Source organism: Dorea sp. Marseille-P4042, from assembly GCF_900290215.1.
Lineage (GTDB): Bacteria > Bacillota > Clostridia > Lachnospirales > Lachnospiraceae > Dorea > Dorea formicigenerans.
Window position 1 is genome coordinate 49,675 of the sequence record NZ_OLMI01000002.1, and the last position, 26,360, is coordinate 76,034.

The window sequence follows — 26,360 nt, forward strand, 5'->3', positions numbered from 1 at the left end:
TATGATACAATAGAAATATTAAGGTCAGAGAGTTTTACAAAATATCATTTTTCTGATATCTATGATATCAGTTTTGGAAAGAGGCTTTTATTATGTCATTAGCAAAAGCAAAAAAAATGGGTCGATGTCTGCAAAGAATAATGTCAGGATATACGATTGTGATGCACAGAACATTTTGTGAGTATCACAGTGAAAAATCTTTAATATTCTATTAATTTAAAGGAGTTATATTTTATGAACGCATATGAACGATTACTGAAATATGTGGTAATTCGCACACCGAGCAATGAGGAAAGTGAGACAACACCTTCTTCCCAGTGCCAGTTTGACCTGGCAAATGTTTTAAAAAAGGAAATGGAGGAATTAGGCATCTGTGATGTAACATTGACAGATACATGCTTTCTGTATGGAAAGATTCCGGCAACTCCAGGATATGAAAATGCACCTGCAATTGGTTTTATTGCACATATGGATACGGTTTCAGATTATTGTGACCATGATATAAAACCGACGATTACAGAGAATTATGATGGAGAAGCTCTTGCACTTGGCCAAAGTGAACTTGTCTTAAGTCCGGAAATGTTTCCGCATCTGAAGACACTAAAAGGACGCACATTGATTACAAGTGATGGAACAACCATTCTCGGCGCTGATGACAAAGCTGGTATTGCAGAAATTCTGACTATGGTTGAGCGGATGAACAAAGAGAATATATCTCATGGCCCGCTTTGCATCGCATTTACCCCAGATGAAGAAACTGGAACTGGTGCAGCGCATTTTGATGTTGATAAGTTCGGTGCTGATTTTGCATACACACTGGACGGAAATACAGAAAATGAAATTCAATACGAGAATTTTAATGCATGCGGTGCTTTGGTTGAATTCCACGGAGTCAGTGTACACCCGGGATCTTCCAAAGATACGATGGTCAATGCCAGCCTTGTTGCCATGGAATTTGATTCTATGCTTCCCAAGGGTGAGACCCCTCGTGATACGGAAGGGTATGAAGGTTTTTATCATTTACTCAATATGGAAGGAGAATGTGCACTTGCAAAGCTTCATTACATTATTCGTGATCATGATGCAGAAAAGTTCAATCAACGCAAAGAAATAATGAAGCAGATTACAGATGATCTGAATAAAAAATGGGGTAAAGGAACGGTAGTTCTCACATTAAAAGATCAGTATCGCAATATGCTTGAGGTAATTGCACAGCATATGCATCTGATTGACAATGCGAAGAAAGCATGTGAAACAGTCGGACTTACTCCGCAGTGTCTGCCAATACGTGGCGGTACAGATGGATGCCAGCTTAGTTTCCGCGGGCTTCCTTGCCCGAATCTTGGAACTGGTGGACATGCATATCATGGACCATATGAACATATTACAGTAGAAGGTATGGATAAGGCTGTTGAAATGATTACAGAACTGGTGAAAATATATAGCACACAATGCAAATAATATTAAAATGAACCATAGGGAAAATAATTCGACTTTTCCTATGGTTCTCTTAGTCTCACAATTCTTTCAGTCTTTTCTTGCTTTATTATTCTCCCTATGTTACACTACATCTACATCAAATTTCGGGCATGATATTTTCATTATGTTTCAACGCCCATAGAAATCTCTAGCCAAGATTTCATTTCTGAATTTCATTTGCTTTTTCAGCAAAGAATTCACTCAGATTTTTGATGAAGTTACCCATTCACCGCAGCTTTCAGTGATCCCCGGCACTGGTATAGCTACCGTTTCACCGGGCAAATGATACGGTACTTCTGAATGTAATTACATTTTCTCATCATATGCTCTTTTTGCATTGTCTTTTTATACTCAAAATGTTAAAATATATTCAGATAGTTTCCATATCACATTTGCCCAGAGAGGAGATTTATGGAAACAAACAATACGACAACTTCAAATGGGGTACACAATACTCACACAAAAGACAACTCTGCTAAAATTGTATTCGGAGACCCGGTACTCTGCGCTCAATTTCTAAAAGGTTACACGGATATTCCTCTTTTTAAAGAGATAAAGCCCGAAGATATTGAAAATGTTTCTTCACATTTTTTGCCTTTATTTCAGGAATCCAGAGACTCAGATACTGTAAATAAAATTCGCATAGGTGATTCCGAAATCTATCTGATTGCACTCATCGAGCATCAATCGGAAAATGATTTTGACATGTCCTTCCGGATACTCCGCTACATTGTATTTATCTGGACAGATTATGCTGCGCAACAGGAAAAGCTACATAAAGGCATCACAAAATCCAAAGCTTTTCTTTATCCACCAATCCTGCCTATCGTATATTACGAGGGGAGCAGCACATGGTCTGCACCGTTGAACTTTAAGAATCGCGTCTTTTTGAGTGATGTCTTCGGAGATTACATACCAAGTTTCAATTACCTGGTCGTTCCGTTAAACAAATATTCCAAACAGGATTTGATTGAAAAGAACGACGAACTCTCTTTAATCTTTCTGATTAATCAGCTTCAGAGTTCCTCAGAATTTCATGCCTTAAAAGATATCCCTAAAAAATACACGGAACATCTTACAGAAAACACCCCAGATTATCTGTTAAAAATTATTGGTAAAGTAATCGCCGTTCTTCTTCATAAATTAAATGTACCTGATGAAGAAGTTTATGAGGTTACAGACCAGATCACAAGGAGGAAATTCAGTATGATGTTTGACAATTTTCAGGCTTATGATGTACAGGAGACCAGACGGGTCAGCCGCGAGGAAGGACGGCTTGAGGGACGAATCGAAGGCGAACGTGCCGGGCGAATCGAAGGTGAACGTGCCGGGCGAATTGAAGGTGAACGTGCCGGGCGAATTGAAGGCGAACGACTCCATTTAATCAAGCAAGTTATTAAACGAATTGAATTACAGTATTCTGTCAATCAAATTGCAGAATCACTCCTAGAGCCACTAGATATTATCCAACCTATTTATGATATTGCATTACAACAGCTTCCTGATTACAACGCCGAAAAAATTCTTGAGCAATTGAATTCATAACTTGTATCGCAAAAATAAGATTCCTTTTTTCAATAACTATCAAAAAAGGAATCTTATTTTTATAAATGTTGTCCTTTTAGATATCTCTATTCCTGCTTAAATCCTTCTCCGACAACTTCATTGGATTCCATAATAATCGTAAATGCTTTCGGATCTATCTCTTTTACCATTCTTTTTATCGTATACATCTGCTTGTTATTGCATGCACACATGACCACGTCTTTTTTTTCACCACTATAGCTTCCCACACCTTCCAGAATCGTTGAACCACGGCCTGCATATTCATCAATCTGTTCTGCCACCTCTTTTCCTTGCTTTGTTACAATCAATGTCATCTTACCTTCATCAATTCCATACATAATACGATCCATAACCGTCGCCATAAGATATGTCACAAGGATCCCATAAATCAGTCCGTCAACTTCTTTGAATACCAGTGCACTTCCAAGGATAATCGTACAGATATCCAAACCGAATGTGATCATACCGAGTGTCATATGTGGTTTTGCTTTCTTGATGGACATACTGATAAAATCCTGTCCTCCGGTAGAGGAACCTCGCATAAAAATCAGTGCAAATCCGATTCCGCATAATACACCCATGCAAAGTGCAGCAAGAAGTCTGTTTCCATTATACACTGGAAGCATCGGTGCCACATAGTCTGTCAGTACAGACCAAATCAGAGTTGTCTTTACTGACTTTAGGAAAAATGTTTTTCCAAGATATTTGTAACAGAAAATGGTGACCGGGATATTCAGAAGTATCATTCCTGCACCAACTGGAATCTTAAACAGATGATACAGTATAATTGCAATTCCGGAAAATCCTGCTACCGGAAAATTCGCATTCAACGCAAAATTATAAATTCCAACCGCACCAAGCATTCCTGCTGCCAGATCCACCAGAAGATCAATCCCTAATTCCTTCCAGTCAAATTTTTTCTTTAACATATACATTTCCTCCTCTTATCTTTCATCTGATATCATAGCTTCTCTCAAAAAAAGAACAGACACAAACTATATATTCTATAATTCGCATCTGCTCTTGTATTATAATTTCATTTCACGAAGATTTAAAATTCTCTGATTACTGCTTCCCCGAAACTGTAATGTAATATCTTTCAAATCTTCTACAAACGGACCATCTACCAGTACATCTATATAAGACAACATCTCATCCGTGACTTCTGTATAGGCTCTTCCACCTGGTATCAGATCTTTATCATATACATACCCGGAATAACTCCAGATATTCTTCTTTGGATACATTTCCCGGACTTTTTTTAAGAGCTTTACAAGTTCTCTTTGATTCTCCGGTTCAAATGGTTCTCCGCCAAGAAGTGTAAGTCCTGCAATGTAAGGATGGTTCAATGCATCCAAAATTTCTTTTTCAGTCTTCTCAGTATACAGATTCCCATAATGAAAATCCCATGTTTCTGCATTAAAACAACCTTTACAGTGATGACGACATCCCGAGACAAACAATGTCACTCGAACTCCCGGACCATCTGCTATATCATATTTTTTTATTTCTCCATAATTCATATAAAATTCCCAGCCTTTATTTTTTCAAAACCAATCTTCAAATTTTAATGCAAAATCCGGGAACCGTAAAATTTCATACTTTAACTCCACAATTTGCTTTTACAGATGTAAGACTCTATCCTTAATCTCCTGTGTTCTTCCCTGATTCCAGAACTGTGTTCCGATATATCCACATGTTCTTCTGGCTACTGACATCTTATCCTGATCATGGTTCCCACAGTTCGGGCACTCCCAGATAAGCTTTCCACTTTCGTCTTCTTTAATCTGAATCTCTCCATCATAACCACAGATTTCACAGTAGTCACTCTTTGTATTTAATTCTGCATACATAATATGCTCGTAGATGAACTGCATCACAGAAAGGACTGCCGGAATGTTCTGCTGCATATCCGGGACTTCAATATAGCTGATTGCTCCTCCTGGTGACAGTTTCTGGAACTCTGCCTCGAACTCCAGCTTGTCAAATGCATTGATCGGCTCAGATACATGTACATGATAACTGTTCGTAATATAATTCTTATCTGTAACTCCTTTGATGATTCCGAATCTCTTCTGAAGACATTTTGCAAACTTGTATGTGGTAGACTCCATCGGTGTACCATATACAGAATAGCTGATATTCTCAGCAGCTTTCCACTGGGCACATTTGTCATTCAACCTCTGCATAACTGCCATTGCAAATGGTCTGGCCTCCGGATCTGTATGCGTCTTTCCAAGCATACGCATGCACATCTCGTAAAGACCTGCATATCCAAGAGAAATGGTGGAATATCCGTTATATAGAAGCTTATCAATAGTCTCACCTTTTTTCAGTCTTGCCAGTGCGCCGTACTGCCAGAGAATCGGTGCCACATCTGAAATAGTTCCAAGAAGTCTCTCATGACGGCAACGGAGTGCTCTGTGGCATAACTCCAGTCTCTCATCAAGAATCTGCCAGAATCTGTCCATGTCTCCTTCTGCGGAACATGCTACATCTACCAGGTTAATTGTAACAACACCCTGATTGAAACGCCCGTAGAATTTATGCTTTCCGTTTGGAAGCATCTGAGAATCCTCTACTGTCAGGAAAGATCTGCATCCCATACATGGATAAACTTCACCTTTTTTCAGTTCCTTCATGATCTTTGCAGAAATGTAATCCGGAACCATACGCTTTGCAGTACATTTTGCTGCAAGCTCTGTCAGATACCAGTACTTAGAATCTTCTGTAATATTATCTTCATCCAGGACATAGATCAGTTTCGGGAATGCCGGTGTGATCCAAACACCCTTCTCATTCTTAACGCCTTGCATTCTCTGTTTTAATACTTCTTCAATGATGAGTGCAAGATCCTGTCTTGTCTGACCGTCTTCCACCTCATCCAGATACATGAATACGGTAACAAACGGTGCCTGTCCGTTACATGTCATGAGTGTGATAAGCTGGTACTGGATTGTCTGAATTCCGCTTTTTACCTCTTCTCTCAGACGGCAGTCTGTCAGTTTGTCAATGATTGCCTCATCCAGACTCTCCCCACATGCTTTACGTTCAGAGATAACAATATTACGGATTTTCTTACGGCTGATATCCACAAATGGTGCAAGATGTGCCAGTGTAAAAGACTGTCCTCCATATTGATTACTTGCGACCTGTGCTACAATCTGAGTCGTCACATTACACGCTGTAAAGAAGCTGTGTGGTTTTTCGATCATTGTCTCACTGATGACGGTTCCATTCTGAAGCATATCTTCCAGATTGATCAGATCACAGTTGTGCTCTTTCTGTGCAAAATAATCTGAATCATGGAAATGAATGATTCCCTGTTCATGTGCTTCTACAACCTCTTCCGGAAGAAGTACACGCTTGGAAAGGTCTTTACTTACTTCTCCTGCCATATAATCTCTCTGCGTGGAGTTGATCACTGGGTTCTTATTGGAATTTTCCTGATTGACTTCTTCATTAATGTTATCAATCAGTGCAAGGATCCCGTTATCTGTTGTATTGGACTTTCTTGCCAATTCACGTTTATAACGGTAGCGCACATACTTCTGTGCCACTTCATAGCCACGCATTCCCATAATTCCAGTCTCTACCATATCTTGAATGTCTTCTACATGTATAGCGTGAGTTGATTTTTTTACCTGTCCTGCAATATCATCTGCAATTGCCCGGACCTGAAATTCATTCAGTTTGTAAATATTATCAACTTCTTCATTAGCTGCGCGGATTGCATTCTCGATCTTTCCCAGATCAAAGCCGACTTCCTCTCCATTTCTTTTGATTACTTTCGTCTTCACTAACATCTTCATGTCTCACGCCTTTCTTATATATCTTTGTTCTTCTGCTTTTCGGATCCACCACAACATCTTGTGTTCCACAATTCACACTCACTCCGGTAAGAAACTATTTAGTTTCTTCAAAATCACAAGATATTGTGTTCCGCTCCATTATATTACTACAAAATATGGCATTTGAAAAGCATTATTTTAATTTTAACATATTTTTATAAGTATACCTTTTTTCTGTCCATTTTTTCCCATTTTGTCTGTTAAAGATCAAATAATGACAACTGATTGGACTCCGGAAGGTCTCCTAAAAGTCCTAAATCTGCCATGTAATCTACAACCGCCTTACTTGCTTTCGTACGGTTTCTAAAATCATCTTTGGACAGATATGGACCATCTTTTGCCGCTTCCTCCACCGCTTCTGCAGCCTTCTCTCCCATTCCGTCAATGCTGGAAAACGGTGGCATCAGCTTTCCGTCTATGATGCTGAATTTTGCTGCTTTTGCGCGATAAATGTCAATTGGCAGAAATTCATATCCCCTCGCATACATTTCCTGAACAATATGCATGTCCTTCATTGTATCCTGTTCTTTTTTGCTGAGAGAATCAGACCGTCTTGTATAATCATCAATATAGTATTGCAGTTTTTCCTTGCCCTGACACATAATTTCATAAGAAAATGCATCTGCACGGATTCCAAAATATGCTCCATAGTATGCCAACGGATAATTTACCTTACAATAGGCGATACGATATGCCATCATGACATAGGCTGCCGCATGGGCTTTCGGAAACATATATTTAATTTTCTCACAGGAGCCAATGTACCACTCTGGCACATCATGTTCCAACATATCTTTTTTATACTCCGGCCAATCTTTACATTTTCCTTTTGCAACGGTACCTTTACGCACTCGCTCCATGATCGTGAAGGATTCCTCACTATCCAGTCCTTTGTTAATCAGATATGTCATAATATCATCTCGGGTACAGATTGCTGTAGAAATGGTTGCCTTACCGCTCTTAATCAGATCCTGCGCATTGTTCAGCCATACGTCCGTTCCATGGGACAATCCGGAAATACGGATCAGATCTGAAAGTGTCTGTGGTTTTGTATCTACTACCATCTGGATTACGAAATCCGTTCCGAACTCCGGAATTCCAAGACATCCTACCGGACATCCTCCGATATCATCTGGTGTGATTCCAAGTGCCGATGTATCATGGAATAAAGACATTACCCCCTGATCATCCAGAGGGATATCTGTTGCTACAAATGGATGATCCGTCTCATTGTACTCATTTTCCATAGCAGGCGAACTGATATATGCCTCAAGTGCCTTGATCATGGTTGGATCATCATGACCCAGAATATCCAATTTTAACAAGTTGTGGTCGATGGAATGATAGTCAAAATGTGTCGTAATAATATCAGTCGTCATATCATTTGCCGGATGCTGCACCGGAGTGAATGAGTTGATATCTTCCCCGTGAGGAAGTACAATGATTCCTCCCGGATGCTGTCCGGTACTTCTGCGGATACCGGTACATCCCTGAACAATCCTGTCAATTTCGCAAGTTCTCTTTCTTGTTCCCCGCTCTTCAAAATAGTTCTTTACATACCCAAATGCTGTCTTATCCGCCAACGTACCAATCGTTCCGGCACGGAACGTCTGTCCGGCTCCGAAAATAATTTCCGTATATTTATGAGCATTACTCTGATAATCTCCTGAGAAGTTCAGATCAATATCTGGCTCTTTATTTCCTTTAAATCCAAGGAATGTTTCGAACGGAATATCAAATCCATCTTTTACAAGCCTGGTTTTGCACACCGGGCACTCCTTATCCGGCATATCCCATCCACAGCCCCCTGCGTAAGCCCGTACTTCTTCGGATTCAAAATCACTGTAGTGGCACTTCGGGCAATAGTAATGTGGGCTTAATGGATTTACCTCTGTAATTCCAGCCATGGTCGCAACAAAAGAAGATCCTACCGAACCACGGGATCCTACAAGATATCCGTCCTCGTTAGATTTCCACACCAATTTCTGTGCGATAATATACATAACGGCGAATCCGTTGGAAATAATGGAATTAAGCTCACGTTCCAGACGCTCTGTAACAATCTCCGGAAGCGGATCTCCGTACATAGAATGTGCCTTGTTATAACATATTTCACGAAGCGTTTTATCTGAATCTGGAATGACCGGTGGACACTTATCCGGGCGGACTGGTGATATTTTTTCCACCATATCCGCAATCATATTGGGATTGTCAATGACAATTTCTTTTGCTTTTGCTGAACCAAGGTATTCAAACTCCTCCAGCATTTCATCTGTCGTATGCAAATACAACGGTGCCTGCTGATCTGCATCTTTGAATCCTTTTCCTGCCATAATGATACGGCGGTACACTTCATCTTCCGGATCCATAAAGTGCACATCACAGGTCGCCACGACCGGCTTATCAAACCGTTCTCCAAGACGGATGATCTCACGGTTGATCTCACGTAAATCTTCCTCACTTTGAACCTTCTCCACACGATCACTATCAATCATGAACCGGTTATTTCCAAGTGGCTGTATTTCCAGATAATCATAAAAATTAACAATTCTGGCAATCCGCTCTGCAGATTTTTCTCCCAGTATTGCCTGATACAATTCTCCTGCTTCACAAGCACTTCCAATAATCAGACCCTCTCTGTATTTTAACACTTCGCTCTTTGGCATTCTCGGCTGACGTCCAAAATACTCCAGATGTGACTTGGAAATCAATGTATAAAGGTTCACGCGTCCAATATCATTCTTTGCCAGAACAATGACATGGTAAGACGGCATCTTACGGATTGCTTCCGCGTTGTGCGCGCCAAAATGATTCATCTGATCCAGTGTCTCGATTCCACGTTCTTCCAGCATCTGAATAAATTTCACATAAATCTCTGCGGTAACTCTGGCATCATCCACTGCTCTATGGTGATGTTCCTGAGAAATATTCAGTGCTTTTGCCACAACGTTTAGCTTAAATTTTGAAAGTGTCGGTAATAATACACGGGCAAGTCCCACCGTATCTACAGAAGTAAAATCCGGTTCTATGCCCTGCTGCCTGCAATTTTCTTCGATAAAGCTCACATCAAAGCTGGCATTGTGCGCTACCAGCACTGCATCTCCTACGAACTTTAGAAACTGTGGGAGAATTGTCTCAATCTCCGGTGATTCCATAACCATCTCATCAGTAATGCTTGTAAGCTGTGTGATTCGAAATGGAATCGGAATCTTCGGATTCACAAATGTACTATACTTATCCGTAATTTCTCCGTTCTCAACTTTAACTGCACCAATTTCGATAATCTTATCTTTTGCCGAACTAAATCCCGTCGTCTCCAGATCGAATACAACATAGGTTCCTTTTAAAGACTGACCTTTCTCATTGACTGCCACATCCTGCAAATCATCGACCAGATATCCTTCCACACCATAAATAACTTTAAATGGATCGTCTTTATCCAGTGTCTCAATATAATGATTCGCGTCCGGGAACGCCTGTACCACACCATGATCTGTAATCGCAATTGCCTTATGCCCCCAGTCATGTGCTCTCTTTACAAGATCTTTGACCTCGGAAACTCCGTCCATGTCACTCATTTTCGTATGACAGTGGAGCTCCACTCTCTTTTCTACCGCATTGTCTTTTCTGGATTCTGTAAAATCAGAAATTTTCTTAATTCCAAACACAGAAGAAATGACAAGTTCGCCGTCAAATTTATCAATATTGGTCACGCCTTTAATTTTCAGGAATGCACCCATTTTAATTTCAGCCAGTACATCTGCAAGTTGATCATTACGCACGAACATCTTGACCATGATCGTATCAGTAAAGTCTGTCACTGCATACATGACAATGGTCTTTTCATTGCGGATTTCTCTTGTATCAAAGCTAATGACTTTTCCTCGAAATGTAATTTCTCCCATCTCACCAATCACGGTTGACAGTTCAATCGGCTCATCATCAAATGGACGTCCGTAAATCAAACCTGACTCATCAAGATCCATCTTCGCAGATTTCACAAACACCTTCTTATCACGAAAACCACCCTTCTTTAATCCACTGCCTTTTGAAAATCCACCTTTTGCAGGACTGCCAGAATTTTTTCCGTCTCCGGAATTTTTTCCACCTTGTCTGCTTCCAGATGTTTCTTTTTCCCCAGACTTTGCTTCTTTTTCCTGCTTTTTTTCCTCTTTTTGCTTCTGTACAGCCTCAACCTGATCCAGTATACTGTCTACTTCCTGCTGCAGACGCATATCATTGTATTTCAAAGTACTTTCTTTTGGTTCTTTATACATGACACGAATCTCAATGGGCAATCCGAAACGGTCTGCATACACACCTTTTAAATAATCTGTCAGAGAATCTTTTTTTCCTTGCGCAATAACAGTGTCGATTAACTGCATGCAAAGAATATTTCCTTCTTCAAAGGTACATTTCGCATTCTGCAGCATATTGCGTTCTACAACACTTCTTGTATCCAGCTCCGCAAGAAAGCTGTCCAGATACTCCGCCATCACATTCTCTGGCGTGTACTGTCCGGACAGCTCATACTTTTCTCGAATCTCTACCTGCACGGCACTTCTTCCGAAAAGCTGGTTCTTGATCAGGTGCTCCATCTCGTATACCAATGTTTTCTGAATCAGATGACGGCTTACTATATGTACTCTTAAAAATGTCCGGTCAGAGTTGGTCGTCACTTTTAATACCTGCGCTCCTTCGAACATATTACGTATATCTTCCCCTGCCTTTAACGTAGGGAATACTTCAAAGAACGGTTTACTCATTCCAATGCAACAGCTCCTGTCTCAATGTCTCTAATAGTTCCTCTTCTTTTACTTTTTTTACAATCTCGCCTTTTTTGATCAGGAGTCCTTCTCCCTTTCCTCCGGCAATTCCAATATCTGCTTCTTTTGCTTCTCCCGGTCCATTGACCACACAGCCCATAACTGCGACCTTAATGTCCAGTGAGATATCTGCAACCATCTCTTCGACCTGATTTGCAAGTCCGATCAGATCAATCTGGGTTCTTCCGCATGTCGGACAGGATACAACCTCAATTCCACCTGTGCGAAGTCCCAGTGTCTTTAAAATAATCTTCGCTGTCTTGATCTCTTCTAGTGGTGATCCAGTCAGTGACACACGGATTGTATCTCCGATTCCCTGTCCAAGAATCAGTCCAAGACCTACTGAGGATTTTATATTACCTGCCAATAATGTTCCTGCCTCTGTAATTCCTACGTGTAATGGGTATGGGCATTTCTTGGCGATCAGTTCATGTGCCTTTACACACATCATAACATCAGAAGATTTGATACTGACTACAAGATTATTATATCCCATCTCCTCGATAAGCTGTATTTTGCCCAAGGCACTCTCTACAAGTCCCTCTGCAGTCACCCCATGATATTTCTCTACCAGATGCTTTTCCAGTGATCCACTATTCACACCAACACGAATTGGAACACCGTACTCTTTTGCTTTTTCAACAACAGCACGGACTCTCTGTTCATCTCCAATATTACCCGGATTAATACGAATCTTATCTGCCCCGTTCTCAATCGCTGCAATCGCCAGCTTATAATCAAAATGAATATCTGCCACAAGTGGAATATGAATCTGCTTCTTGATCTCACCAATTGCTTTCGCTGCATCCATATTCGGCACAGCGCAGCGGATGATCTCACAGCCGGCTTTCTCGAGAGCAAGAATCTGGGCAACAGTCGCCTCCACATCTTCCGTCTTCGTATTTGTCATTGACTGTATTCTGATCGGATTACCTCCTCCGATCGTAACATTTCCAATCTGAACTTCTTTCGTGTGATCTCTGTACATAATTTTTGCTCCTTCACATGCAGAAAACCTGCCACACGGCAGATTTTCTGATATTTTCGTTTTAGGTTTCTTTTGTCTGATACCTACTTTCTGATGAACGTGAACTGTTCCCCATATTCTCGTTCTGTAAGCGTCATCTGATTGCCATCTATGCTGTATGAAAAAGATGAATCCAGATCATCCAGTACATTCTCCAGATCTTCTTTTGTATATGCACTGTCCGCTTTCTCAACTGCCTTGTCAATCTGCTCCTCATCTTTTGTGATGGTAATAATCTTTGACTTCATATCTACGCTGTAATTCATCTCTACGGCTGCATCTGTATTCTCCGCAATATCCGTGATATCTACCTGAATCGTATCGTTCTTCTCAATCTTTAGCGCAATCGTTGCATCCTCACTTTCCCAGGTTCCTACTACTGGATTAGTCGTGAACATTCTCGTCAGCAGATATACTGCGATTAAAATGATCAGCACTGAGGATACAAGGGTAACCACTCGCCATATCTTACTTCTTTTTGCCTCATCATTGCCTGCTATAATCATACTCTTATAATCCTCTCACTTCTCTTCTTTCTATAATGACGTTGGGGTCAAAAGCCCACAACTATGATACTTACGGATTGTTTCGTGCGTTGCACTCCCGGTGGTTTCAGACCTTTTGACCTTGGTATCTTTTATATAACTAAATTATAGATTCTTTTCCAGACAGTGTCAACGGGTATTATCATGTTCCAGAACGGAACTTTTTCGCTACTTTTTGTTTACATCTGCCACACTTATCTTTTTCTCACATAACACTTGGTAAAATATACCAAAAATACAAAAGAAAGGAGACCTGGCAAGTGTCATTCGGTCAGAAGCTACGCAAATTACGCAAAAAATTTAATATGACTCAGGAAAATGTTGCTGACTGTATCCATGTCTCCCGCTCTGCTATTGCAGGTTACGAAAAAAAAGGCCGCCAGCCTTCTCACGAAAAGCTGACGGCAATCGCAGATTTATTCGAGGTCCCTGTTGATTATCTTCTGAATGACGAAGAGGATACTATCACCCTCTCTCCTTCCCGGCTTACAACCAATTCTGATGATGAGCTGAATCTTTTGCTTGCATACCGAAGCCTCTCCCGAAGCAGCAAACGTGATCTCAAAAAGTATATGAAACTTTTGAAAGAAAAAGATGCTTCAGAAAGCTCTTAATCTGCACTTATTATTTTTCTTTTTTTATTTTCTAGCACTCTTCTGCAATTTTATAAATTAGATGCTCCGTATCTTCCCAGCCAATACAAGGATCCGTAATGGACTTTCCATATACCATATCAGGTCCGATATTCTGTCTTCCTTCTTCCAGATAACTTTCCACCATAACACCCTTGATCATATTTTTCAGATCCGGATTATATCTTCGTGTATGAAGCACTTCACTGACAATACGAAGCTGTTCTTTGTATTTTTTATTTGAATTAGAATGGTTCGCATCCACAATTGCTGCTGGATTTTTCAGATCTTTCTTCTGATAAAGTTCAAATAATCGCAGGCAATCTTCATAATGATAATTTGGCTGGCATGTTCCATATTTGTCTACGCCTCCACGCAAAATCACATGTGCCAGATCATTTCCTGACGTCTGTACATCCATACCTCTGTAAATGAAACGATGTCCCATCTGGGCTGCCACTACAGAATTCAGCATCACCGACAGATCTCCACTGGTCGGATTCTTCATTCCGACAGGAATATCCATTCCACTTGCTGTCAGACGATGCTGCTGATTTTCCACAGAACGTGCACCGATTGCCTCATAAGATAAAATATCATCCAGATAGCTTCTGTTCTCCGGATATAACATCTCATCTGCTCCGGTCAGTCCGCTTTCTTCCATAGCACGGATATGCATATGACGGATTGCAATAATTCCCGCATAAAGATCCGGTGCCTTATCCGGATCCGGCTGATGGAGCATTCCTTTATATCCCTCGCCGGTCGTTCTTGGTTTATTTGTATAAATTCTTGGAATAATCATCAGTTTATCTTTTACTTTTTCATTGACTTTTGCCAGACGATTCACATACTCACACACGGAATCTTCATTATCTGCAGAACACGGTCCGATAATGACTGCAAATTTATCCGATTTCCCCGTAAAAATATCTCGAATCTCCTGATCTCTTTTTTTCTTTAACTCTGCAAGCTTTTCTGACAGAGGATATTCTTCCTTCAGTTCTGTCGGGGAAGGCAGTGTCGTATTGATTTTCATAGACATATTTTTCTCCTTCTATGTTTCTTCTCTCTTATTCATTCAAGACTGCACTATCCTAAAATCTGTACTCCACCAAGAAGCACATAAGATATGAACCACATAATTACAGTTGCCATGCAGATTCCAATGATGATTGCCGGAAATGCTTTCTTAAATTTCACACCGAGAAGTGCGGCAATGAGTGAACCTGTCCAGGCTCCGGTTCCCGGAAGCGGAATACCAACAAATAATACAAGTCCCCAGAATTCAAATTTTTCAATCTGGTCTTTTTTCTTCATTGCTTTTGCTTCCAGCTTATCTACCAGCGGTTTTAAATGTTTTGTTCCTTTCATCCAGTTAAAAATCGGTGTGATCAGAAGCAGGATAAACGGAACCGGTATAATATTCCCAAGAATACATAATGGAATCGCTTTTGCGACCGGCACTCCAAGAAGCGGACCTGCCACAAGAAGTGCTCCACGAAGTTCCAGAATCGGAATCATGGAAATAATAAATACAATTGCCTCTTTCCCAACACTTCCACTGAGTGCATCAATAATTCCTTGTACTAATGACTGTGTCATACATCTCTCCTTATTTTTTCATTTATTTTTGTAACTGTTCAGAACCCCGCCACACAAATTCGCAAAAACGCAAATAACTGCTCCATCTCTTCTCTTGTCCCGATGGTGATACGCATATATTGCTCGATTCTCTCGCTGCCCCAAAATCGCACATAGATATCATGTGCCTTTAATGCCTCAAACAGCTCTTTCGCATCGTATTCCGGGTGCTTTGCAAATATAAAGTTGGAACCAGAATCCAGATATGTAAATCCAAGTTTTGTAAGTTCTTCTTTTGCCCACTCCCTTGTCTCAACAATTTTTCTGACGCCATTCTCGAAATATTCCCTGTCTTTCACAGCTTCCACACCACACACAATTGAAGTCTGGTTCATAGTGTAAGAGTTAAATGAATATTTCGCATCATTTAAGTATTTGATCAATGTCGGATTGCTGATAGCATAGCCTATTCGCATACCCGCCATAGATCTTGCCTTGGAAAATGTCTGGACAACGATCAGGTTATCGTATTTGTCAATCAGTTCCAGTGCGGAACGTCCTGCAAAATCAATATACGCTTCATCCACGATCACAATGACATCCTGATTATGTGCAATGATATCTTCTACTACTGACAGATCCTCATAGATTCCTGTCGGTGCATTTGGGTTTGGGAAAATCACTCCCCCATTCTCCTTATAGTAGTCTTCTTTTACAAGTTTGAAATCCTCATCCAGTTTCTGACATTCATATGGAATCCGATACAGATCCGCCCATACACTATAAAAAGAATAAGTAATATCCGGGAAAAATATCGGTTTTTCGGAATTAAAAAATGTCAGGAAACACATAGACAATACATCATCGGATCCTACACCTACAAATACCTGGTCCGGATTCACATGATAAAAGTCCGCAAGCGCATTTACAAGTGGTGCTGCAGTCGGATCCGGATAAAGGCGGAAACGGTCTGTATCCATCTCTTCTAACGCTTTTTTGACTCCCGGTGCCGGTGGATATGGATTCTCATTCGTATTTAATTTGATGACTTTGCGCTGTGGCTGTTCACCTGGTACATATGGCTCTACTTTTCTTATGTTCTTCTCAAATGCTTTCATACTATGCTCCTGTGTCTTTGCCAAATTTGTTCATCGCCGCGGCCTCTGAACATTACATGTATTCCTTTGCCAGTTCTTTGAATTTTGGAAGCGAATTCACGATTGTCTCATGAGATACACAATATGCCAGTCTTACATATCCCGGGCACGCAAAGGAACTACCCGGTACCATCAGGATATTATATTTCTTTCCTGCATTACAGAATTCTTTTTCATCTGCAACTGGTGATTTTACAAAAAGATAGAATGCTCCCTGTGGTTTGATGCATTCAAATCCACATTCTTTCAATCCGTTATATAGATCTTCTCTGTTTCTGTTGTAGAAAGAAAGGTCTGTCTTTGCATCCAGGCATTTTTCTACTACTTTCTGCTGCAGAGTTGGTGCATTTACAAAACCTGAGATTCTTGTTGCCACATTGGCAGCGGAAAGAAGATCTTCACTGTCTGCAACCTCATCCGGAATAACAAGATATCCTATACGTTCTCCCGGAAGTGACAGGGATTTACTAAAAGAATATCCTACAATCGTATTATCATAATATTTCGTCAGGTATGGAACTTCCACTCCATCATAAGCAAGTTCACGATATGGTTCGTCAGAAATCAGGAAAATCTCTGTTCCATATTCTTTCTGTTTGGCCTCCATGATTGCCGCTAACTTCTTGATTGTCTCCTCTGAATATACAACACCTGTCGGGTTATTCGGTGTATTTACAATGACAGCTTTTGTCTTTGGTGTGATCTTCTGCTCAAATTCATCAAGCTTTGGCTGAAAATCAACTGTATTCGGGGAAATCTCGACCAGAACTCCATCATAGTTGTTTGTATAAGAACGATATTCTCCAAAATATGGTGCAAATGCAATCACTTCATCTCCAGGATTGATCAGAGATTTTAAAATGACATTCAATCCACCTGCCGCTCCGACAGTCATGACAATGTTCTTGCCGGAAAATTTTGTATCAAATCTTTCATTCAGAGACTTTGCAATTGCCTCTCTTACTTCCGGATATCCACTGTTACTGTTCGTATAGCCATGAAGCACAACCGGATCTGTGTCATTGACCAGTTCGACAATTGCATCTTTTACAATCTGCGGTGCCGGAACATTCGGATTCCCAAGGCTGAAATCAAATACATTCTCACGTCCGTAAATTCCTGCCAGACGTGTTCCTTCCTCAAACATTGCACGAATAGCGGAACTGTTCGCTACCATATTTTTCATTTTATCTGCTATCATTTTCCTATCTCCTTTTCATGTACATGTCCTTTTTCTACCATAAATACTGGTTTATAGGAAAGCTTTGCTTTTCTGAGTCCCTCAGAACCGGCATCATCTTCCCGATTCACATATTTGTAATCCATACACTCATGTTCTACAAATTGCTGATTGATCATAGTATATGCTCCGGGCACATCTGCATAAGCTTTCTCTATGTGAACAACAAATGTATCCGGGCAGATTGGTTCTCCGATGGTAAATGCTACGATTTTACCATCAATTCGAAGGATACCGCCCTTCAGGTCAAGTTCTTCAAAAAGTCTGAGTGCATTCATTGTCACACACATCTCTGCATTCTTATCTGTATCATCATTACAGCCATTCTCTTTTCTCCACTTCAAAGCCATCTGGAAACATTCCTCCAGATTCTCTTTTTTCATGGATTCGTAGCTCCAGCGTCCTTCAAATTCTTTTCGGAATCGATTCACATGGTTCTTCTTTCCATGCATCTTCTTACCAGACAAAGTCGCTAACTTCTCGCTTTCATAGACATAATCCGCTTCGTCCCGGTCATACTCAATCTCGAATCTTCCCGGATACCAGCTTTCCAGTCGTGCAAAATCATCCGGTGTCACATTATACATACGGAACGGATAACCTCGCTCCTCACTATATGTTTTCATCTTATCCAATGCACGCTTCACATGTTCATCTGTCCCTGCCGGAAATGCATAGGCAACATGTCCCTCATCTTCACTTTTGAACACCATGGCTCCTTCAACAATCGCCCATTTTACCGGGTACTGCCTGGACCATAAAAACACATTGACAAATGTACGTTCACAACTTCTGCTCGGATGCTCATCGAAATACTTTGTCATGATTTCCTTGTCTTCCAGCTCTGTTCTCTTAAAAATAATATCTTTCATTCTATGCTCCAATTCAAAACTAGTAAAGAGCACATCCGACGAAGGAATTCCCCGCCATTGTACTCATCGCAGTTCTCGTCCATCTGATAACTGTAATTTTTACTCTTCCGAGTATATCACATTTTCTATACTCATTACAAGGCATGCCCCTAATATCATCTATGTACTTTTTACTGCTCTGCCAAAAAACAAAGCTTCATAGCTGCAATATCTATGAAGCTTTAAGCGCTTTCTTCACAATCTCACTCATCAGTTTGGAAGCTCCAAAAAGTGCTGCCGGATCTACTGTGAATTTAGAATTATGCGCCGGATATTTTCCCCCGGTCCCCACATGAAAAAATGCTCCCGGAACCAACTCCTGATAACAGGAAAAATCTTCTCCGCCCATCTCCGGATGCTGCAAGGTTACATGGAATCCTTCTTCCATTGCTTCTTTTCGCACAAGTTCTGCAAGATTTGCATCATTGTTCGTTGCCGGACAGCCCGGGATCCATGTAAATTCCACCTGATAACCTTCCCGCTCCAGACCTTCAGCCTGTGCCTGCATCAGTTTCACAATCTGCTCACGCACTTTGGGATTAAATGTGCGAACGGTTCCTTCTAGCCTGGCGGTCTCTGGGATAATGTTCCAGCTTGTGCCTGATGTAAAACGAGTCACACTGATAACTGCCGTCTCCGTCGGACTGATTCTTCGACTTACAATTTCCTGAAGACTTCCTACCAGTCTTGCTGCTGCCGGGATCGGATCCAGACCCGTCTGCGGGGCGCTTCCGTGGCATCCCATTCCTTTTACCGTATATAAGAACCGGTCTACCGCCGCTGAAAATGGACCTGGTGCAATTGCAATCGTTCCGACTGGCATGTTTTGTTTTGTGTGAAGTCCAAAGATTTTTTCAATCTTATATTTTTCAAACATTCCGGTATTTACAACTTTTTCACCACCATGTTCTGCTTCTTCGGCAGGTTGAAACAATAAAATGACGGTACCTTTTATATGCTCTCTCTCTCCTCCAAGAAGTTTTGCCACTCCAAGAAGCGCTGTCGTGTGGAAATCATGTCCACAAGCATGCATACAGCCATCATTTTCTGAACTGTAAGAAAGTCCACTCTCTTCCAGGATCGGCAGCGCATCAATATCCGCTCTGATTGCAACAACACCCCCTGGCTCTTTTCCCTCGATCTTTGCAAGTGCTCCTGTATCAAGTCCCAGATTCAAAAGCTCCACACCTTCTGTCTGTTTTAATACATTTTTTACATAGTTGGTTGTCTCATACTCCTTTAATGCAAGTTCCGGATGTCTGTGCAGCCATTGAAAATGTTCCAATAAGTATGTCTGTAGTTCTTCTGCCATCACGATTTTCCTCCTGTCTTATCTACCATTCTTTACAAATCCCTAGTTCAAGAATGCCTCTGCATTCTTGCTGCGAGGTGCGCGTCATGCAATTGCATGACATACTTCTACTTAAGCATTCAAAGCATCTCTAAGCTGATCCATTGCCTGCCTTAGCGTCTGACGCGGACATGCGATATTGATTCGTTCAAATCCTTCTCCTACTGCCCCAAAAATAAATCCCGGATCCAGCCAGAGATTTGCCTTATCAACAACCAGATGTTCCAGTTCTTCTACTGATAATTCCAGTTCTCTGCAATCCAGCCAAAGCAGATAAGTTCCTTCCGGCTCAATAAGATTGATTTTCGGAATCTCCTGTTTCAGATAATCCCGGACAAAGTCCACATTTCCCTGAAGATATACAAGTAACTCTTCCAACCATTCTTCGCCGTTTTCATAAGCAGCCTGACACGCTTCCATTCCCATCAGATTCGGCTGGCTGTAGCCCGCTTGCATCACTTCGTGTTTAAATTTCTCACGCAGCTTTGGATTGGAAATGATAATGTTGGAAAGTTGAAGCCCTGCCACATTAAATGTTTTTGATGGCGCGGTACATGTGACAGTAATATCTGCAATCTCTTCTGAAATAGATGCCATCATCTGATGTTTATGTCCTTTGTATACAATATCACTGTGGATCTCATCGCTGACAAGTGTCACGTGATATTTCAAGCAGAGCGCTGCAGCTTTTTCCAACTCTTCTCTTTTCCACACACGTCCTACCGGGTTGTGCGGACTGCAGAAAAGTAATAATTTTACATCATTTTCCCGGATTTTCTTCTCCATATCCTCAAAGTCAATGGTGTAGTGCCCCTCTTCTAATTTTAATGGACTTCCAATCAGCTTTCTTCCATTGTCTTCAATGACCTCTCTGAACGGGTAGTAAACCGGCTGCAGCATCAGAACACTTTCTCCCGGCTCTGTGTAGGCTTTTACTGCCATTGCAAGTGCAAATACAATTCCTGGTGTTTTGATGATCCAGTTACTCTTGATTTCCCAGTCAAATCTTCTCTTATACCAGGATTTCACTGCTCTGAAATAATCCTCCAGGGTATCACTGTACCCAAATATACCATGCTCTACAATCTCAAATAAGCGCTCTCTGACTGCTTTTGGTGCCTGAAAATCCATATCTGCCACCCAAAGTGGAAGTATATCCGCTTTCTTTCCTCTTACTGTCGCAAAATCATATTTTAAAGAATGTGTTCCTTTTCGATTGATTACTTTATCAAAATCTGTTGCCATATTTATTTTCTCCTTCATTTTCGCAATTGCCTGTTGTCTTCAAATATTTTAGGACAGGGACTTCTTTTAAAAGTACCTGTCCCAGATTTAATGTTCTTATTTCAGCTTTCTAATCTGTCTTCATTTTATAATAAAACTTTTTATTGTTTCTTACAATTCTGCCATCTCCAAAAATGCTTTTGTACGTTCATTCTCCGGATTATTAAACAGTTTCTCCGGTGTATTGTCTTCTACAATCTGTCCCCCTTCCAGGAATAAGATTCTGGAGGCAACATTTTTTACAAAGCGCATCTCATGGGATACTACGATCATCGTCATTCCATCTGCTGCAATTTCTTTCATAACATCAAGAACTCCCCCGATCCACTCCGGATCAAGAGCACTTGTTGGCTCATCAAACAGCATAACCTGCGGTTCTGCTGCAAGTGCTCTCGCTATTCCTACTCTCTGCTGCTGCCCTCCGGAAAGACGTACCGGGTATTCATCTCTCTTCTCGATCAGTCCGACACGTTCCAGCAAATGTTCTGCTTTCTCCACTGCCTGGACTTTCGGCATCTTCTGAACCCGAATCAGTCCTTCCGTAATATTCTCCAGAGCAGTCTTGTTCTTCCAGAGATTATAATGCTGAAATACCATGCTCGTCTTTTCTCTGAGTGCCCGGATTTGTTGTTTATTCTCTTTTCCGGCTTCAATTGTAACTCCATCAATGGTAACTCTCCCTGCATCTGGTACATTTAACCAGTTGAGAGAACGAAGAAGCGTTGTCTTACCGCCTCCGCTTGGTCCGATCAGTGTTACAACTTCACCTTTTTCTATCTGAAAATCCAGATTTTTCAAAACCTGATTATCACCAAAAGCTTTACAAAGTCCTCTTACTTCTACTATCGACATCTTAACTTCTCCTCTCTTTTCTACGCACATAGGTCTCTATCTTTGCAAGCAGACGTTCCAAAAGCATACAGCATACCCAGTAAATCAAAGATACTGCAATATATACCTCAAAGTAACGATAAGATCTTGCTCCAACGATTCTTGCCTGTGCCATAATATCTACAACTGCAATGTTAAATACAAGAGAAGTCTCTTTTAATAATGATATAAAGTTATTGCCCAGACTTGGAAGTGCTACGACAAATGCCTGCGGGATTACAACACTTATAAGCGCCTGCCACTTCGTCATATTCAAGCTATAACAAGCTTCTACCTGTCCTTCATCTACGGACATCAATGCACTGCGGATAATCTCTGACATATATGCCGCTGCATTAAGTCCCAGTGTAATAATTGCGAATACGACCGGGTGGATTCCGTTAATATCAAAACTTGTTCCCCATGCTTCGTTCATCACACGAAGCAGTATCGGGATTCCGTAATACACAAGCACCAACTGTACCATAGTCGGCGTACCACGGATAAATGATATGTATACTTTCGCAACTGTCTTAAGTACCCGTACTTCAAAATAACGGGCCAACGCAATAAAGAACCCTACAATCAGTCCTGCTACACAACTGGCAATTGTAATCAGAAGTGTGATCGGCAGATATACTGCTATCTGCGGAATGGACTGTATCAGAAATTCAACACTAAATATTTTCCCCATCTCTTTTACACCAATCTTTCTCTTTTATTCGGAACTCTTGTGGTTTCCGGTACAACTTATGAATCGCCCTATAGAAATTCGTGCAAGAACGATTTCTGTATAACGGCGTATTGCACAAAATGCACGTCGCATCTCATACGGCGTGCATCTTACATTTTTCCTTATTTCTTTAAAGATATAAGACACTTTCTCGATTATAATTGTGGTGCATAATCTCCATCAAGATACTTCTCGGATAATTCTTTTAATGTACCATTTTCAATCAACGTCTTCAGACTGTCATCAATAATCTTTTTCAGCTTCTCTCCTGACTCGTCCTGTCTCAGAAGCATGTATGTAGTTGTCTCATCACCAGTCTCAAATGGAAGACACTCTAGTTCACTGTCAAGTCCCTGCTCTTTGAGAACATAATCAGCAGTTACTTTAATAGAAGCAATATGTGCATCTGCTCTTCCGTTAATAACTTCCTGAAGCATCTTGCTCATATCTCCATCTGCATACATAATATTGGCTGCTTTGTCCGGATGCTCTTTGTTATAATTCTCAAGCCAGTTTGTCTGTGCTCCTGAGGTTGCAGATACAATCGTTTTTCCTGCAATACTGTTTACATCACTGGAAATATCTGTACGGTCTTTTTTAAATACAATTGCTGCCTGAGTCTCTGTATATGGAATATCCGGGAAAAGATATTTCTGCTCACGTTCTTCATTCTTACCACACTGACTGGCAATCACATCAATCTTGCCAGACTCGAGAGCTGTAAAGATTCCATCCCAGCCTGTTGCTTCATATTTAAATTCAACATCTGGATTCAGATCATCAATTGCCTTCATAACTGCAATATCATATCCGTCCGGTTCGCCTTTTTCATTTACAAGGTTGAACGGAGGATATGCTCCTTCTGTTCCAACTGTATAAGTGGTAACTCCGGAATTGTCAGATTCTTTTTTATCATCTGCTGATTTTCCACAACCAACCATCATACTTGCTGCCATTCCCGCTATCAATAATGTACTTAATACTTTTTTCTTCTTCATAACCGATCACTCCTTACAAGTTTTTTTCATTAGTTTTTATGTTCTTGACTTTTCCTATTATAATTGTAAGATTTTAGTTTGTCTATGTTTAGATTTTTATAGTTTGCTATAGGATATAATTATATCAATATCTGAATTGATTGAATTGAGTTTTGTTTTTCTTAATGTTTTCCTATATATACGGTATCATTAATTATATTATGTGTAATCATTTTTATTATATGATACCAAAAACTCAACAACATTATATTATAGAGAGAAGACGATAATTATAAAATCAGAAGAGAAAAAACAGGGGTTCACATTAGTAGAACTCATTGTGGTTCTGACAATCCTTGCAATTCTTGCCGCACTTTTGATTCCGGCTTTAACCGGATACATACGAAAGTCAAAAGAATAAATAATCTGGGCAGAATTACGAACGCTGCTCTGAATGCTGTACTGCTTCAGATTTTCCATACAACAGACGGAAAAGTTGTTGCAATTAACTTTGGCAAAGACGGTTATATGGTGACAATCGTTCCCGGCAAGGAAACTACATGTGTGTATAACGGGAAATCTTTAAAATCAATCAGAGGGTAAAAAGAGGAGTCAGTTTGCTGCAAGCATCTGGCTCCTCTTTTCTTTTTCATAGCACGAACGCCCACTTCGATTCCGCTCTGCTTCTTCTCGGTGCTCGTTTGCATTCTCACACATTCAAGAATGCCTCGGCATTCTTGCTGCGAGGTGCGCGTCATGCAATTGCATGACATACTTCTACTGCGCACCTCTGCAATCCTGCCGGAGGCTATATCAGCTGGGGGATTGACTCCCAGCTGATATAACAAAAGGACGATTCTCCCTGCAAGCAGCCTCCCACCACTTCCGAATAGCACGAACGCCCACTTCGATTCCGTTTCACTTCATCTCAGTGTTCGTTTGACTCACATAGATTAAAATAAGAGTACTCTGACTCTCGTGCTTCGCTATGAGGGCATGCACCCGCCCACCTCGATTCCGCTTTGCTTCTTCTCGGTGCTCGTTTGCATTCTCACACAATATAACAAAAGGACGATTCTCCCTGCAAGCAGCCTCCCACCACTTCCGAATAGCACGAACGCCCACTTCGATTCCGTTTCACTTCATCTCAGTGTTCGTTTGACTCACATAGATTAAAATAAGAGCGCCCTGGACAATAAATTGTCCCTTGCGCTCTTATATTTAATCTGCGTTCGTGCTATTCGTCCATGTTTGCGAGTTTTTTGGCTTGATCGGCAGCGATGCAGGCATCGATGATTTCCTGGATATCGCCGTTCATGATCTTGTCTAGTTTGTATAATGTCAGACCTATACGGTGATCTGTGACACGTCCCTGTGGAAAGTTATAAGTACGGATTTTCTCAGAGCGATCTCCTGTTCCGATCTGGCTCTTTCTTGCTTCTGCCTCTGCATCATGCTGCTTCTGACATTCCAAATCGTAGAGTTTTGCACGCAGAAGTGCAAATGCTTTTTCTTTATTCTGCAGCTGTGATTTCTCTGTCTGGCTGTAGATTACAATTCCAGTTGGATAGTGAGTCAGACGTACAGCGGAGTCTGTTGTATTGACACACTGTCCACCGTTTCCTGATGCTCTCATAACATCGATACGAATATCTTTCTCATCGATATGAACATCCACATCTTCTGCCTCCGGCATAACTGCTACTGTGATTGTTGATGTGTGGATACGTCCGCCACTTTCTGTCTCCGGCACACGCTGCACGCGGTGTACTCCGGATTCGTATTTCATCATAGAATATGCGCCCTGTCCATCAATCATAAATGTAACATTCTTCATACCACCGATTCCAATTTCTTCGCACTCTACCAGTTCCACTTTCCAGCGTTTACTCTCTGCATAATGCAGATACATACGATAAATTTCTGCAGCAAAAAGTGCTGCTTCATCTCCACCGGCACCAGCACGGATCTCAACTACTACGTTCTTGTCATCATTAGGGTCTTTTGGAAGCAACAGGATCTTAAGCTCATGCTCAAGCTCTTCTACTCTTGCTTTCGACTCATTCAACTCCTCTTTTGCAAGTTCTCGCATATCTTCGTCAGACTCTTCATTCAGAAGTTCCAGACTTTCTTCAATGTTCTGCTTGCATGCTTTATATTCTTTGTATGCTTCTACGATTGGTGTAAGCTCACTTTGTTCTTTCATGAGCTTACGGAAACGATTTGGGTCACTTGCCACATCCGGTTCCTGAAGTTCGCTCAAGATTTCTTCTAATCGAATTAGCAGATCTTCTAATTTATCAAACATCTCTATCTCCTCCTGTTTA

The 26,360-nt window shown here is 41.0% G+C and carries 21 protein-coding genes; 4 read left to right on the forward strand and 17 right to left on the reverse strand.

Features of this window, described 5'->3' with window-relative positions:
• Positions 1 to 234 precede the first annotated feature (234 nt).
• Together pepT and C7E02_RS05705 are read left to right on the forward strand one after the other, a co-directional pair.
• Positions 235 to 1,461 carry a peptidase T gene (gene pepT, locus C7E02_RS05700; RefSeq protein ID WP_105309041.1) on the forward strand — a complete coding sequence of 409 codons (1,227 nt, stop codon included), beginning with the start codon at positions 235 to 237 and terminating at the stop codon, positions 1,459 to 1,461.
• A gap of 429 nt (positions 1,462 to 1,890) precedes the next feature.
• A complete protein-coding gene (locus C7E02_RS05705; RefSeq protein ID WP_105309042.1) occupies positions 1,891 to 3,024 on the forward strand; it encodes an Rpn family recombination-promoting nuclease/putative transposase in 1,134 nt (377 codons plus the stop codon).
• Positions 3,025 to 3,110: 86 nt separating this feature from the next.
• On the opposite strand, the gene C7E02_RS05710 is transcribed toward C7E02_RS05705, so the two are convergent.
• The 6 genes from C7E02_RS05710 to C7E02_RS05735 form a co-directional block, all read right to left on the reverse strand.
• Positions 3,111 to 3,974: a YitT family protein gene (locus C7E02_RS05710; protein WP_005337149.1), complete on the reverse strand. Its 864-nt coding sequence runs from the start codon at positions 3,972 to 3,974 to the stop codon at positions 3,111 to 3,113.
• A 99-nt stretch (positions 3,975 to 4,073) separates the two neighbouring features.
• Positions 4,074 to 4,568, reverse strand: coding sequence for an anaerobic ribonucleoside-triphosphate reductase activating protein (gene nrdG / locus C7E02_RS05715; protein WP_005337147.1), 495 nt, complete (start codon positions 4,566 to 4,568; stop codon positions 4,074 to 4,076).
• A 99-nt stretch (positions 4,569 to 4,667) separates the two neighbouring features.
• Positions 4,668 to 6,857, reverse strand: coding sequence for an anaerobic ribonucleoside-triphosphate reductase (nrdD, locus tag C7E02_RS05720; protein WP_105309043.1), 2,190 nt, complete (start codon positions 6,855 to 6,857; stop codon positions 4,668 to 4,670).
• A 239-nt stretch (positions 6,858 to 7,096) separates the two neighbouring features.
• Positions 7,097 to 11,662, reverse strand: coding sequence for a PolC-type DNA polymerase III (locus C7E02_RS05725; RefSeq protein WP_105309044.1), 4,566 nt, complete (start codon positions 11,660 to 11,662; stop codon positions 7,097 to 7,099).
• Complete coding sequence (gene ispG, locus C7E02_RS05730) at positions 11,655 to 12,710, reverse strand: flavodoxin-dependent (E)-4-hydroxy-3-methylbut-2-enyl-diphosphate synthase (protein ID WP_105309045.1); 1,056 nt, start codon at positions 12,708 to 12,710, stop codon at positions 11,655 to 11,657. The genes C7E02_RS05725 and ispG overlap by 8 nt, the downstream gene beginning before the upstream one ends.
• An 83-nt stretch (positions 12,711 to 12,793) precedes the next feature.
• Complete coding sequence (locus C7E02_RS05735; RefSeq protein ID WP_105309046.1) at positions 12,794 to 13,255, reverse strand: hypothetical protein; 462 nt, start codon at positions 13,253 to 13,255, stop codon at positions 12,794 to 12,796.
• Positions 13,256 to 13,554: 299 nt separating this feature from the next.
• Between C7E02_RS05735 and C7E02_RS05740 the strand changes: the two genes are divergently transcribed.
• On the forward strand, positions 13,555 to 13,908 hold the full coding sequence (locus tag C7E02_RS05740; RefSeq protein WP_022279161.1) for a helix-turn-helix transcriptional regulator: 354 nt from the start codon (positions 13,555 to 13,557) through the stop codon (positions 13,906 to 13,908).
• A 31-nt stretch (positions 13,909 to 13,939) separates the two neighbouring features.
• Here the strand turns inward: C7E02_RS05740 and C7E02_RS05745 are convergent, their stop codons facing one another.
• The 10 genes from C7E02_RS05745 to C7E02_RS05790 form a co-directional block, all read right to left on the reverse strand.
• The gene (locus C7E02_RS05745; protein WP_005337137.1) at positions 13,940 to 14,971 is read right to left on the reverse strand and encodes a 3-deoxy-7-phosphoheptulonate synthase; all 1,032 of its coding nucleotides are present in this window, start codon (positions 14,969 to 14,971) and stop codon (positions 13,940 to 13,942) included.
• Positions 14,972 to 15,018: 47 nt separating this feature from the next.
• A complete protein-coding gene (locus tag C7E02_RS05750; protein WP_005337135.1) occupies positions 15,019 to 15,531 on the reverse strand; it encodes a COG2426 family protein in 513 nt (170 codons plus the stop codon).
• A 38-nt stretch (positions 15,532 to 15,569) separates the two neighbouring features.
• Complete coding sequence (gene hisC / locus C7E02_RS05755; protein ID WP_105309047.1) at positions 15,570 to 16,628, reverse strand: histidinol-phosphate transaminase; 1,059 nt, start codon at positions 16,626 to 16,628, stop codon at positions 15,570 to 15,572.
• Positions 16,629 to 16,680: 52 nt separating this feature from the next.
• The gene (locus C7E02_RS05760) at positions 16,681 to 17,868 is read right to left on the reverse strand and encodes a pyridoxal phosphate-dependent aminotransferase (protein ID WP_105309048.1); all 1,188 of its coding nucleotides are present in this window, start codon (positions 17,866 to 17,868) and stop codon (positions 16,681 to 16,683) included.
• On the reverse strand, positions 17,865 to 18,779 hold the full coding sequence (locus C7E02_RS05765; RefSeq protein WP_105309049.1) for a DUF2156 domain-containing protein: 915 nt from the start codon (positions 18,777 to 18,779) through the stop codon (positions 17,865 to 17,867). Before C7E02_RS05765 ends, C7E02_RS05760 begins: the two co-directional genes overlap by 4 nt.
• 211 nt (positions 18,780 to 18,990) lie before the next feature.
• Positions 18,991 to 20,130: a M20 metallopeptidase family protein gene (locus C7E02_RS05770; protein ID WP_105309050.1), complete on the reverse strand. Its 1,140-nt coding sequence runs from the start codon at positions 20,128 to 20,130 to the stop codon at positions 18,991 to 18,993.
• Between the two features lie 111 nt (positions 20,131 to 20,241).
• Complete coding sequence (locus tag C7E02_RS05775; protein ID WP_029731628.1) at positions 20,242 to 21,414, reverse strand: MalY/PatB family protein; 1,173 nt, start codon at positions 21,412 to 21,414, stop codon at positions 20,242 to 20,244.
• A gap of 150 nt (positions 21,415 to 21,564) precedes the next feature.
• The gene (locus C7E02_RS05780) at positions 21,565 to 22,305 is read right to left on the reverse strand and encodes an amino acid ABC transporter ATP-binding protein (protein ID WP_022279159.1); all 741 of its coding nucleotides are present in this window, start codon (positions 22,303 to 22,305) and stop codon (positions 21,565 to 21,567) included.
• A gap of 1 nt (position 22,306) precedes the next feature.
• A complete protein-coding gene (locus tag C7E02_RS05785) occupies positions 22,307 to 23,017 on the reverse strand; it encodes an amino acid ABC transporter permease (RefSeq protein ID WP_005334387.1) in 711 nt (236 codons plus the stop codon).
• Between the two features lie 194 nt (positions 23,018 to 23,211).
• Positions 23,212 to 24,054 carry a transporter substrate-binding domain-containing protein gene (locus tag C7E02_RS05790; RefSeq protein ID WP_005337112.1) on the reverse strand — a complete coding sequence of 281 codons (843 nt, stop codon included), beginning with the start codon at positions 24,052 to 24,054 and terminating at the stop codon, positions 23,212 to 23,214.
• 271 nt (positions 24,055 to 24,325) lie between these two features.
• On the opposite strand from C7E02_RS05790, the gene C7E02_RS20420 reads away from it, so the two are divergent.
• Positions 24,326 to 24,454 carry a type II secretion system protein gene (locus C7E02_RS20420; protein WP_278336552.1) on the forward strand — a complete coding sequence of 43 codons (129 nt, stop codon included), beginning with the start codon at positions 24,326 to 24,328 and terminating at the stop codon, positions 24,452 to 24,454.
• Positions 24,455 to 25,270: 816 nt separating this feature from the next.
• Here C7E02_RS20420 and prfA read toward each other — a convergent pair.
• A complete protein-coding gene (gene prfA, locus C7E02_RS05800) occupies positions 25,271 to 26,341 on the reverse strand; it encodes a peptide chain release factor 1 (protein WP_029731587.1) in 1,071 nt (356 codons plus the stop codon).
• Positions 26,342 to 26,360 lie beyond the last annotated feature (19 nt).